This window comes from Streptomyces sp. RPA4-2, from assembly GCF_012273515.2.
GTDB lineage: Bacteria > Actinomycetota > Actinomycetes > Streptomycetales > Streptomycetaceae > Streptomyces > Streptomyces kaempferi.
This window is the reverse complement of sequence record NZ_CP050975.2, coordinates 9,390,488-9,402,241: the sequence shown is the minus strand read 5'-3', so window position 1 is coordinate 9,402,241 and position 11,754 is coordinate 9,390,488. Positions and strand designations below refer to the sequence as shown.

The following is an 11,754-nucleotide window of genomic DNA, read 5'->3' as shown; positions in this document are numbered from 1 at the left end:
CTGCGGTGCGGGAGGCTGCGGGACGGTCAGTGCTGCGCGGCGAAGCCGGCGCGGAAGACGGGGAGCTTCTCGCCCGCCTCGACGGGCAGGTGGAAGCGGTTCTGCCGCGGCGGCATCGGACAGTTGTACTGATCCGAGAATCCGCAGGGCGGTACGAAGGCGCGGTTGAAGTCGAGGAGGACGCGGTGCTCGTCCTCCGTGCGCTGTACGAAGAGGAAGCGGCCGGCGCCGTATGTGGTGTCCCCGTTGGTGGGATCGCCGAAGACGAGCAGAAGGGTGCCGTCGTCGTCGAAGGCGCTGAGGGTGTAATCGCGGCCGTCGACGGTGAGGGTGATGTCGCCGGGGACGACCAGGTCGCGGCTGCCGCCGTTGTCCCTGATGTGCTCGAACGACACACGCCGGGCACCGGACACGGGCGTGTAGGTCGCGTGCAGCACCCAGGCGGGGTCGTAGGGGAAGGCGTCGACCCGGTCGAAGTGGCGGATGGCGGGCGCGTCCGCGTCCCAGAAGCGCAGGCCGTCCTCGGACCCGCCGGTGACGAGATCGATTCGCCGCAGCGCGGTGACCGTCACGGTGTCCGGCTGACCGGCCGCCGCCTTCTCCGTGTCCGGGTCCGCGCCGGCGGGGAGCCAGCGGGTCTCGACGAGGGCGAGGTTCCCGGCCGGCGAGGTGAGGGCCTGGTGACGCTCGGCGCGCCACGCGTGCCACTGTCCGACGGCGTCGGCGGGGGGCTGGTCAGCGAGGGAGTGGGACACGGAGGGACTCATTCACTTGGACGGGTCGCCGGCCTCACGCCGCGAGGGTCCCGCGGCGCACATGAATGGCCAAAGCAACTTCTTTATCATCCATAAGAGGATCTAATGTCAAATGCCAGAGTCACATGGTGAGACAGCCCGGTGTGGCGGTTGTCTCAGGTCAGCCGAGGTCGAGGAGTTCCTCGTAGAAGCCGCCGAAGCCGCGCTCGCGGTCGACGAGGTGGATCTCCAGGATCCAGTGGCAGACGCGTCCGGCACGGTCGGGCCGCCGTAGCGGGGTGTCGTTCCCCGGGGCGATGTACGACTCGATGTCGGCGCCGTCGATCTTCTCGTGCGGGAACTCGCCCACCGGATGTCCGGCGTGCCACCCGCCCAGTTCCCAGCCGCGTTCGGTGGCCAGCCGCCGGATCTCGGCGTACAGGCGGGCGCCGGTGATGCCCGGGTCGGCCTCGAAGACGCGGCGGCCCGCCGCGAAGACCTCCGGCAGGTCGTCGCGCAGCCGGCGCTTGACGGGGTCGTCGCCGAGCACGAAGGTGCGGCCGAAGTCGGCCTCCCACTCCTCGAAGAGCGGGCCGAAGTCCGCGAAGGCGATGTCGTCCCGCCCGATGACCCGGTCCGGGGGATTCTCCCGGTAGGGGTGGAGGGTGTTCGGTCCGGAGCGGACGATGCGCTTGTGCCAGGGGCGCGTCGGCCCGAACAGGTCGTTCGCCAGGTCACGGATCCGGTCGCTGACCGCTCGCTCGCCCTCACCCGGTGCGATCAGCCCCCCTCGCCTCGATCTCGGCGAAGAGCCGGGCGGCCTTGGCCTGGGCGTCCAGCAGTCGTGCGGCACGGGTGGTCTCGTCGGTCATATGTCTCCCATCGTCGTGTGTTCCGGCCGTCGTGTGTTCCGGCCGTCGTGTGTTCCGCCCGCCGTGTGTTCCGCCCGCCGTCGTGGGCGCAGTCGCCGCCGGCGCCTCAGCAGGTGCGGACGGCGCGGGCCAGGAAGTACGCGGAGGCGTCCTCGTAGCGGTCCAGTTGCCAGCCGCTGCCGTCCAGCAGGGGCCGCAGGTTCGGCTCGCCCAGCGGGTCGTCGGGGCTCAGCGGGCGGCCGTGGCGGCGGGCTCGTTCGGCGCGGCCCGAGGGGTGGAACAGGAGCAGCGCGCCGCCCGGCGCGGTGACCCTCGCCCATTCGCGCAGGGCGGTCGTCGGGTCGGGGAGGTGGTCGAGCAGCCCGGCGGTGAAGATCCCGTCCGCCGCCCCGGGCGGCAGCGGCAGCCGATGACAGTCGGCGAGCAGCAGGCGGGCGCGGCCGGCGCGGCCCTCGCGGGCGGCGGTCACGAGCATGGCCGGGGTGACGTCCACGCCCAGTACCGTCCCCTTGTCGCCCACCTCCGCGCGCAGGGCCGGCAGGGCACGTCCGGTGCCGCAGCCCAGGTCCAGGGCCGTCTGGCCGGGGCTCAGTCCCAGGCGGGCGACGGCCGCCTCGTATCGCGGGCCGTCGGCGGCGAAGCGGGTCTCCCAGGCAGCGGCCTTCGGAGTGAAGAAGGTCCGGGTCGCGGTGCGTTCGGCCCGCGCGGCCACCAGCGCCGCGAACCTCCCGAACACCCGGTCCCGGTGCGGGGCCAGTGCGGCCAGCTCGACCTGCGCGGCCTCCCGCAGCCCCGGAGTGGTGGCGGCCTCCTCCGGGAACGCCGCCACGAACGCGTCCACGGCCGCCTCGTCGGCCTCCAGGTGGAACTGGAGGCCCCACGCGGCCCCACCCACGCGGAAGGCCTGCGCCGGATACCGTGCGCAGGACGCCAACGGAACTGCCCCGGGCGGCAGTTCCATGGTGTCGGTATGCCAGTGCAGCACGCGCAGCCGCTCGGGCGTGCCCGTGAACAGTGGATCCCTGGCCGCCGCCGCACGCGTCCGCACTTCGCCCCAGCCCACCTGCGCCCCGGACCCCGTACGGGCCGTGCCACCCGCCGCCACCGCCAGCAACTGCGCACCCAGGCACACCCCGAGCACCGGCACCTCGGCGGCCAACGCCGCGCGCAGCAGCTCGAGTTCGGCATCTCGGGTGGGAAAGCCGGCATCGCTGTACGCGGCCATCGGGCCGCCCATCACCACGAGCGCCTCGACTCCGGCCAGGTTCTCGGGCAACGGATCCCCTGCCCACACCCGGCAGGGCCGCATCCGCAGCCCCGCGGCCGCCAGCGCCTCGCCCACCGCGTACGGGCCTTCCTCCCGCAGGTGCTGCACCACCAGCACGCCCACAGCCTCGCCCCCAGTCAGCAGATACGACCCAGACCAGGGTGATTACACCGTACGTGCGAGTCATTGTGTACGGATTGGTTCGTATTCGCTGTTCGGTCGACAGTCGCGTCCGGCGTCCTCCGCCGTGCGGGTGACACTCCGTCGCTCCCTCCGCGAGCGCCCCGGGCCGACGGCCCGTAGCAGGTCAGCCCAGGTAGAGGTCCTTGTGCGCGGCCACGAACGCCTCGACCGACTGGGCGGGTACCCCCGTCAGACGTTCGACGTCGTCGGATGTCCGGTCGTAGCGGTTCTCGTGGTGCAGTCGGGCCATGGTGGCGATGTGCTGTTCGGTGTGCGGCGGCAGGCCCGCCCGGGCGAGCACGTCGGCCCGCCACCGGTCCAGCGGCACGTCCACGTAGGACACCGGACGCCCAAGTGCTCGCGAGAACTCCTCGGCCATCTCGGTCATGTCCATCGAGCGGGGACCGGTCAACTCGTAGACGTGGCCGATGTGCGGAGGTGGATCGAGGAGGACCGCGGCGACCACTCGCGCGACGTCGACGACGGCGACCGGTGAGGTGCGCCCGGTGCCGAAGGGCAGCGCGATGGTGCCGTTCTCGCGGATGGACCGTGCCGCCAGCGTGGTGAAGAGAGGGTTGTCCAGGAACGACGTGGGGCGGATGTGCACCACCGGCAGGCCCGACCAGTTCAGCACCTGCTCGCCCAGCCAGTGCAGCCGCTGCTGGTCCGACTCCGCGGTGCTGGTGGCGGTCATCTGCGAGACCGTCATCTGCGACATGCCGACCAGCACGTCCAGCTCCGCGCAGTCGCGGGCCACGGTGGCCACCACGGTCGTCGCCAGCAGGTGGTCCGGCGACACGGGCATCGCGAAGTACATCTTCCCGACGCCCCGCAGCGCGGCGGCGACGCTCTCCGGCCGGGTCAGGTCACCGACGACGACCTCGGCTCCGAGGGCGCGCAGCCCGGCCGCGCGGTCGTCGTCGTGGCGGACCAGTACGCGGACGGGTACGTCCTGTGCGCGCAGCTGGTCGAGGACCCCGCGGCCCACGTCACCGGCGTTGGCGATGAGAACTAGGTCGTTGGCGGTCATCGGTCGGCCTCCTGGCGCATCAGTGGGCGGGCGCGTGACGGGGTGGGTGGGGGTGGGTGGTCGAGCCGATCCGGGGGGAGTGTCCCGTACCTCTCCCGTCCTCCTCCCCCAATCTATGGAGGCCCACGGAGCCTCGCTTGCCGGGGAGGCTCCGCCCCGCCGACCCTCGCGTGGGGCCCGCCCGCCCCGAGGTGCGGTCGGGGCGGGCGGCGACGGGGTGACCGTGACCGGCCTGACGGCTTTCAGGCGGCGCCATGGGCGCGCTGTCGCGTCAGACGGGGGCGCAGGGCGAGCAGGAGCGCCGCGACGCAGGCCCACAGTGCGAGCGTGATCACGGGACCCGCGGCGTGCGCGCCGTCGAAGTAGCTCAGATCGGTGACGGCGCGGACGGCGGCGCCAGGGGGCAGCAGCGCGGAGACGGACCGGGCCGCGGTGGGCAGCAGATCGGCGCCGATGGTGGCACCACTGGTCGCGTTGCCGACGGTGAGGAGCAGAAGGGTGGCGACGGGGACCCCCACGGGGCCGAGGTAGGTGCCCAGCAGTTTGGTGGTGAAGGCCGCCGCGGCCGCCAGCAGCGTGAGGGTGACGACCAGCGGGGCGACCGGGGCGGGGACCGCCCCGAGAACGGGGCCCGCGATGATCGCGGCGAGGGTGCCGATGGCCACGGAGGCGCCCGCCAGCAGCCAGAACCGGTGGCGCAGGTGCAGAAGCCCCGCCAGCCCGAGCGCGTTCGAGCCGAGGACGAAGCCGGACAGGGTCACACCGAAGGCCATGTAGAAGCCGGCCAGCCCCCTGGTGTCGAAGTGCGCGAAGGGGACGACGTCCTCGGTGGTGACGTGCTTGCCCGCCCCGTGGGCGTAGGCGCCTACGAGTGTCTTCACGGCCGAAGTGGTGGACGTGCCGTCGGCTCCGGCGATCTCCAGGCGCAGCCCGTCCGGACCGTCCGCGCTCAGCGCGGCGACGACGTCGTGGTCCTCCACCGCCCGGCGCGCGGCGCCGGCGTCGGCGGCCGGGTGCACCTCGACGGTGTCGCCGAGGGCTTCGTGTATCGCTCCCGGCTGGACAGATGCGGCGACGGCGATCGGGACCCGATGCGGCTGCGGATCACGCTGCAGGCCGACGTAGCAGGAGATGAAGGCCGCCGCGACGACCAGGGAGATCACGGCTGGAGCCAGGCCCTCACCGGCGGCCGGGGGTGGCGGGAGCGGGGCGGCCGGGACGGCTCGGCCACTGTCGAACGTATCTGCTCACGCTCGGGCGCGGCTCCGACGGGGGATTCCATGGCGGGGCTTTCTGGGGAGAGGGCGCGGGAACGGATCAGGTGGACGGGCACGCCACACCGATGATTAGGAGCTTATGCTCGTATTTGCGGAACGGCAAGCACGCACCCCTCGGACCGGCACCTCCCCCAGAGCCCTCGGGCCGCCGGGCCGCCCGTCGATAGGAGCATGAACTCGTACGATGGACGGGGACCTCAGGAGGAGATCATGACCCCTACGTCGACGAGCGTCGCCGACCAGTGCAACAACCTGGCACTGCGCAAGGCGGCCCGATACCTGGGGGCGACGTACGACAAGGCCCTGGCCCCCGTCGGCCTCCGAGCCACGCAGTTCAGCATCCTGCAGAGGCTGAGTGCGCACGGCGAGATGACGATCACCGGCCTCGCGGACACGATCGCCATGGACCGTACGACGATGGCCTCGAACCTCAAGCCGCTCGCGCGGGAGGGGCTGGTGACCGTCGAGCCGTCGGCGGCCGACCGTCGTGCGCGGATCGCCGCCATCACACCGGACGGCCTCTCCCGGCTGAAGGCGGCGCTCCCCCTGTGGAAGGCCGTGCAAGCCCGGTTCGAGGAGAGCTTCGGCACCGACGAGGCAGCCCGGCTGCGCACGTCCCTCAAGGCCGTGATCGACACGGGCTTCCAGCCCTGGGCCGAATAGGGCACCGGGCCGCCGGCTCTCCCGGGGCCCGGCTCCGTCCGCCTCCTGAAGGGCGGAGGTCACGCCATTCACCACGGTGAGGGACCGCGTTTCATCCCGCTCGAACAAACGCTTTCCACCGGTCGTCGATCCGTGCGTCGACGGTTCGTTCGGATCAGGTGGCGCGCGGGGCGGTGCCCTGTCGACAACCCCGCGCCCCGCCGCGTGATCCACGACAGACTCTCTGTCCGAACAGGGTGCAGGACCTGTTGAGGGCCGGTGCGTGCCCACGCACGCACCGGCCCGCGAGCGCCGACCGGCGCTCGATGCCTCGCCATCTCCTGATGGTGTCAGCGACGAAGGCGTCCGCCCGGACCCTAGTGACCGCGACCGTTGTGTCCGCCCGGGCCCTCGTGACCGCGACCGTTGTGTCCGCCCGGAGCCTCGTGACCACGGCCGTTGTGCCCGCCCGGAGCCTCGTGACCACGGCCGTTGTGCCCACCGGGGGCGCCGTGTCCGCGCCCGTTGTGCCCACCCGGAGCCTCGTGACCACGGCCGTTGTGCCCACCGGGAGCGCCGTGTCCCCGCCCGTTGTGACCGCCGGGGGCTTCGTGTCCGCGGCCGCCGTGTCCACGGCCCCACGTCACCACGTCGATCAGACGACGGTGGTCGTTGCGCAACGTCGCGGTGTCCGCGCGGTTGTCCCAGGCGTAGCCACGGCGGTCCTGGTACACGTCACGGCGCGCGTCACGCCCCACTCCCGTGTGCACCCGCACCGTCTCGCGGCCTCCCAGACGCAGGTGGAAGACGTACGCGCGGCCGTCACGGCCCGACAGCGTCCAGCCGTTCAGGTTCACGCCCGAACGCCCCGTGTTGGTGACCTCCACCCACTCCTTGTTCAACGACGCGTTGCTCCCCGAGTCCCAGCCCGGGGAGTCGTACTGCACGCGACTGATCTGCACCTGCGCACGGTGCGGGAACCGCCCCTGGTCCGCCGACGCCGGCAGCGCCGCCACACCCACCACCACACCGGCAGCCACCGCGGCCGCAGCAGCACGACGAACCATCACAGACCGTGAAACAGACACGAACGCCCCCTAGAGGGAACAGGCGGACCACACATGAGGATCCGCGAGTTTGAGTCCCGGCCCGCTGGCCGAGAACCACACTCTCGCGCCCCACCACGCCACCCGAGCCCAGCACCCGCACGGCATTACCGATCAACGACAAGGCCGTGATCCTCGACTGCATCCTGCACGTATCCCCTACATCACCAAATTGACGCCACAATCCCCCAAAAACACTGGACTCCACCCCAAACGCCACCCTCCGCGCCACCCCATCCCTCACCCGAAAGTGAGTAACACCCCCGGCCCGGCCGGCCCCAGCGGTCGGGCTGACGGCGATGACCGACGGGGTGGCCGCCCACATGATGACGGTCTTTGGTATGGACCTCCACGCGCCCGGTCGCTAACCTCGGCGTCGCACGTCTCTGAGAGCGCTCTCAGCATGCCCTTCCGCTCCACTCCCCCATGACGGAACGACGAAAGGCAACTCCCTTGAGACGCACGACAATTCTGCGCGCCGGCCTGTCCGCGGCGCTGCTCCTGAGCACCGTGGCCGCCGGTCTCAGCACCCAGGCATCGGCCTCCGACACCCCCGTGGGCGCGTCCCCCTCCGCGTCCAAAGCCCCGGCGTCGTCGGCTCTGATCACCGCCATGCAAAGGGACTTGGGCCTGTCGAAGGACGACGCCACCGCACGGCTCAAGGCCGAGACGACGGCCCGGACGGTGGACCGCGCGGCCAAGCGTGCCGCGGGCGACGCGTACGGCGGATCGTGGTTCGAGGCCAGAACCGGGAAGCTCACCGTCGCCGTCGCCGACAGCTCGCGGCGAAAGGCCGTCGAGGCGACGGGAGCCGAGGTCACGCTCGTCCGGCACGACGAGCGCCAACTCGACGCGACGCTGAAACGGCTCGACTCCCTCGACGCCCCGTCCGGCGTGGGCAGTTGGCACGTGGACGCCAAGAGCAACTCGGTCGTCGTCGGCGTGGTCGCCGCGCACAAGGATGACAACGATGTCCGGGCGTTCCTCGACCGGGCCCGCCGGAGTGGTCCGGTGACCGTCGAGGAGACGCGGCGGGCACCGCGTACCTTCGCCGCGGGGACGGTGGGCGGCGACCCGTACTACACGGGCAACGTCCGTTGTTCCATAGGCTTCTCGGTGTACGGCGGATTCGTCACCGCGGGCCACTGCGCGCAGCCGGGAGCCGGTGTCAGCGGCTGGGACGGCAGCTACATCGGCAACTTCCAGGGATCGTCCTTCCCCGACAACGACTACGCCTGGGTCAACGTGGGCAGCGGCTGGTGGACCGTGCCCGTCGTGCTGGGCTGGGGAACCGTCTCCGACCAGCTCGTCCGCGGCTCGGCGGAGGCCCCCGTCGGCGCCTCCATCTGCCGCTCGGGGTCCACTTCGCACTGGCACTGCGGGACCGTGCTGGCGAAGAACGAGACCGTCAACTACAGCCAGGGCGCCGTGCACCAGATGACGAAGACCAGCGTCTGTGCCGAACCCGGCGACTCCGGCGGCTCGTTCATCAGCGGCGACCAGGCCCAGGGTGTCACCTCCGGCGGCTGGGGCAACTGCAGCAGCGGCGGTGAGACCTGGTACCAGCCGGTCAACGAGATCCTCAGCCGGTACGGGCTCACCCTCCACACCGCCTGACCCGGCGGGTCATCTCACCGCACACCGTGCCGGCGCGCGATCCGGGCGCCGGCACGGTGTGGGGCGACTGGCGCTCCCTGCTTTCGCACAGCATGCAGTACGGTATTCAACCGTCAAGCCGGTCGGTCTCAAGGAGGACGCTGTGTCGCTTGAGGCGGCTGGGGTGTCGGTGACCGAGGAGTTCGTCTATCGGCACCTGGTGACGACGGGCCGGGCCACCGCCCGGGAAGTCGCCGAACGCACCGGACTGAGTCACGCGGAGGCCGAGCAGGCGCTCGACACGCTCTCGGCCAAAGGCATGGCCAGCCACACGGACGTGCTTCCCCGCCACTTCCACGCCACTCCGCCCGACGTGGCGCTGATGCCGCGGCTGAAACGGAACGCCGACGCGTTGGACCTCGCCAGAGCGGAGGCCACCAGCCTGCTGCAGTCCTACCGCGACACGATGCGCAGGCAGGACGCCAGCGAACTGATCGAGGTCATCGTCGGGGCCGAGGCGCTGCGCCAGCATCTGCGCCACATCCAGGCGAGTGTGCAGGACGAGATGCTCTGGTTCTGCAAGGCCCAGTACGTGGCCATGCCCTCGGGCAGCAACAGTTCGGAGTTCGAGGCACTCGCGCGGGGTGTGCGCTACCGGGTCCTGTACGAGAAGGCCTTCTTCGACGACGCGGGCGCCGTCGACAACGTCGTAGCCGGCGTACGGGCCGGGGAGGTCGCCCGCGCCGTTCCCCATCTGCCGCTGCGTCTGGCGGTCGCGGACCGTGCCATCGCGGTCTGCCCGCTCGTGCCCGGCGGCCCGCAGGGCAGTCCCGACGAGCCGACCGCGGCGCTGGTACGGGACAGCAATCTGCTGGCCGCTCTCATCGCGCTGTTCGAACGCTACTGGGAGGACGCCGTCCCGCTGGACGTCGACGACTCGGGCGCGGTCGCCGGTACCGACGGGGTCGGCGCGGGCGACCCGCTCTCGGCCACGGACCGGCGGCTGCTGTCCCTCCTCGTGGCCGGTGTCGCCGACAAGGCGATCGCCACGCAGATGGGCCTGAGCCGCCGCACCGTGCAGCGTCACATCCAGCACATGATGGAACTCGCCGGCGCGGCCACCCGGATGCAACTCGCCTGGCAGGCCGCCCGCCGGGGATGGCTCTGACGGCCCCGAGCAATCACGCCGTACCACAGCACGCCGTACGACACGAGGCCCGCACGGTGGTGTCAGTTGACGCCTCGGCGGTGTCCTTCCCAGTACTCCTCGCGCAGTTTGTACTTCTGGAGTTTGCCGGTCGCCGTCCGGGCCAGCTGGTCCCGGAACTCGACGGAGGTCGGCGTCTTGAACCCGGCGAGGCGTTCCTTGCAGTACTGGACCAGCTCGTCCTCCGTGACCTCGGTGCCGGGTGCGAGGACGACCAGCGCCTTGACCGTCTCGCCCCACTTCTCGTGCGGTACGCCGATCACCGCGACCTCGGCGACCGCGGGGTGGCTGAAGAGCACGTCCTCCACCTCGATCGAGGACACGTTCTCGCCGCCGGTGATGATCACGTCCTTCTTGCGGTCGCTGATGGTCAGGTGGCCGTACTCGCCCACCGATCCGCCGTCGCCGGTGTGGAACCAGCCGTCGGACAACGCCAGGGCGGTCTCCTCGGGCTGGTCCCAGTAGCCCTCCAGGACCACGTTCGAGCGTGCGAGGATCTCGCCCTCATCGTCGGTGCGCAGGGTCACGCCGAGCGCGGGAGCGCCGGCCCGGACCAGGTGCTCCGCGCGCGCCTGGGTGTCGAGGCCGTCCCACTCGGCGCGGCTGCGGTTGATCGTGAGCAGGGGGGAGGTCTCGGTGAGGCCGTAGATCTGGATGAACTCCCAGCCCAGCTCGGATTCGACGCGGGCGGCGGTCCGGGTGGGCGGCGGAGCGCCGGCGACGATGATCCGTACCCGGTCGCGGCCGGGGATCTCACCCTCCCAGGAACGGGCCGCGGTGAGCACCGCGTTGACGACCGCGGGCGCCGCGCACATGACCGTCACGCCGTGCTCGGCCACCCGTCGCAGGATCTCGGCACCGTCGACCTTGCGCAGGACGATCTGCCGTACCCCCAGCGCCGACATCGCGAACGGCATGCCCCATCCGTTGGCGTGGAACATGGGGAGCGTGTGCAGGTAGACGTCCCGGTCCGTGACCCCCGCGTGCAGGGCGAAGGTCACCGCGTTCACCCAGATGTTGCGGTGCGTGATCTGTACGCCCTTGGGGCGGGCGGTCGTACCGCTGGTGTAATTGATGGTCGCGGTGGCGTTCTCGTCCGGCTGCCAGGGCACCGGTTCGGCGCCGAACCGGTACAGCTCCGCGTCCGCGGCGGCCCCGAGGGTGAACCGGTGCTTGCAGGTGATTCCGGCCAGCCGGTCCGTCAGCTCCGGGTCGACGAGGACGGCGCTCGCCCCCGAGTGGTCGACGATGTAGTTCACCTCGTCCGCCGTCAGCCGGAAGTTGACCGGCACCAGGACCCGCCCGAAACCGCTGACGCCGAAGAACGCGGTGAGCAGCCGTGCACTGTTGGGAGAGACCACCGCCACCCGAGCGCCGTGCGGCACGCCGAGCGCGTCGAGTCCGGCGGCCTGGGCGCGCGCCAGCTCGCCGATCCGCCGGTACGTCAGCCCCTCCCAGGGCTCGGCCGGCTGCTCCGGCTCGTCGACGATGCCGATCCGGTCGGCGTACACGGCCGTGGCGCGGTCCAGAAAATCACGGGCCCCGAACGGGACGATCATCATGGCCTCCCGAAGCTCAGAAGATGTGCGGCTACCATCCGGCCACGACGCGGCCGTCTGGACAACCCCGTGGGCCCGGCGACCCGCTCCGCCGACTGCCACAGCCTCGGCCCGATCGGTTCGGCTCGGCCCGGGGTACGAACCGGTGGAACCGCTACGGACGTTGCGGCCGCGGGCCGCGGACGTTCTGCTTGCGGACGATGTCCCCGCGGGGGGGACCATCCCGAGGACGACCATGCGGCGGAACCAGGCGGCTGAAGGCCACCCGGAGGACCGTCGGC

9 protein-coding genes and 1 pseudogene are annotated in these 11,754 nt (G+C 71.5%); 3 read left to right on the top strand and 7 right to left on the bottom strand.

Going from position 1 to position 11,754, the window contains the following annotated elements; all coding sequences use genetic code 11:
* Positions 1-26: 26 nt before the first annotated feature.
* The 5 genes and pseudogenes from HEP85_RS41515 to HEP85_RS41495 form a co-directional block, all read right to left on the bottom strand.
* Positions 27-767 (bottom strand): DUF1684 domain-containing protein, encoded by a 741-nt coding sequence (locus tag HEP85_RS41515; RefSeq protein ID WP_168532477.1) that lies wholly within the window; start codon positions 765-767, stop codon positions 27-29.
* Between the two features lie 148 nt (positions 768-915).
* Positions 916-1,606 (bottom strand): annotated as a pseudogene (locus HEP85_RS41510) (M24 family metallopeptidase).
* Positions 1,607-1,712: 106 nt separating this feature from the next.
* The gene (locus HEP85_RS41505) at positions 1,713-2,990 is read right to left on the bottom strand and encodes a methyltransferase domain-containing protein (RefSeq protein ID WP_369658061.1); all 1,278 of its coding nucleotides are present in this window, start codon (positions 2,988-2,990) and stop codon (positions 1,713-1,715) included.
* Positions 2,991-3,180: 190 nt separating this feature from the next.
* Positions 3,181-4,086: an NAD(P)H-binding protein gene (locus tag HEP85_RS41500; protein WP_168532475.1), complete on the bottom strand. Its 906-nt coding sequence runs from the start codon at positions 4,084-4,086 to the stop codon at positions 3,181-3,183.
* Between the two features lie 242 nt (positions 4,087-4,328).
* Complete coding sequence (locus tag HEP85_RS41495) at positions 4,329-5,249, bottom strand: hypothetical protein (protein ID WP_369658060.1); 921 nt, start codon at positions 5,247-5,249, stop codon at positions 4,329-4,331.
* Positions 5,250-5,573: 324 nt separating this feature from the next.
* Between HEP85_RS41495 and HEP85_RS41490 the strand changes: the two genes are divergently transcribed.
* A complete protein-coding gene (locus tag HEP85_RS41490; protein WP_168532471.1) occupies positions 5,574-6,026 on the top strand; it encodes a MarR family winged helix-turn-helix transcriptional regulator in 453 nt (150 codons plus the stop codon).
* A 356-nt stretch (positions 6,027-6,382) separates the two neighbouring features.
* Here HEP85_RS41490 and HEP85_RS41485 read toward each other — a convergent pair whose 3' ends face one another.
* Positions 6,383-6,967 (bottom strand): lamin tail domain-containing protein, encoded by a 585-nt coding sequence (locus tag HEP85_RS41485; protein ID WP_348772481.1) that lies wholly within the window; start codon positions 6,965-6,967, stop codon positions 6,383-6,385.
* 597 nt (positions 6,968-7,564) lie between these two features.
* On the opposite strand from HEP85_RS41485, the gene HEP85_RS41480 reads away from it, so the two are divergent.
* Together HEP85_RS41480 and HEP85_RS41475 are read left to right on the top strand one after the other, a co-directional pair.
* The gene (locus tag HEP85_RS41480) at positions 7,565-8,728 is read left to right on the top strand and encodes a S1 family peptidase (protein WP_248002375.1); all 1,164 of its coding nucleotides are present in this window, start codon (positions 7,565-7,567) and stop codon (positions 8,726-8,728) included.
* 142 nt (positions 8,729-8,870) lie between these two features.
* On the top strand, positions 8,871-9,875 hold the full coding sequence (locus tag HEP85_RS41475) for a LuxR family transcriptional regulator (RefSeq protein ID WP_168532465.1): 1,005 nt from the start codon (positions 8,871-8,873) through the stop codon (positions 9,873-9,875).
* 62 nt (positions 9,876-9,937) lie between these two features.
* Here the strand turns inward: HEP85_RS41475 and HEP85_RS41470 are convergent, their stop codons facing one another.
* Positions 9,938-11,473: an AMP-binding protein gene (locus HEP85_RS41470; RefSeq protein WP_168534608.1), complete on the bottom strand. Its 1,536-nt coding sequence runs from the start codon at positions 11,471-11,473 to the stop codon at positions 9,938-9,940.
* Positions 11,474-11,754 lie beyond the last annotated feature (281 nt).

Bases quoted from the DNA above. Each gene is read 5' to 3' on its own strand.
- HEP85_RS41515 (WP_168532477.1), bottom strand. From the start codon at position 767: ATGAGTCCCTCCGTGTCCCACTCCCTCGCTGACCAGCCCCCCGCCGAC.
- HEP85_RS41500 (WP_168532475.1), bottom strand. From the start codon at position 4,086: ATGACCGCCAACGACCTAGTTCTCATCGCCAACGCCGGTGACGTGGGC.
- HEP85_RS41490 (WP_168532471.1), top strand. From the start codon at position 5,574: ATGACCCCTACGTCGACGAGCGTCGCCGACCAGTGCAACAACCTGGCA.
- HEP85_RS41470 (WP_168534608.1), bottom strand. From the start codon at position 11,473: ATGATCGTCCCGTTCGGGGCCCGTGATTTTCTGGACCGCGCCACGGCC.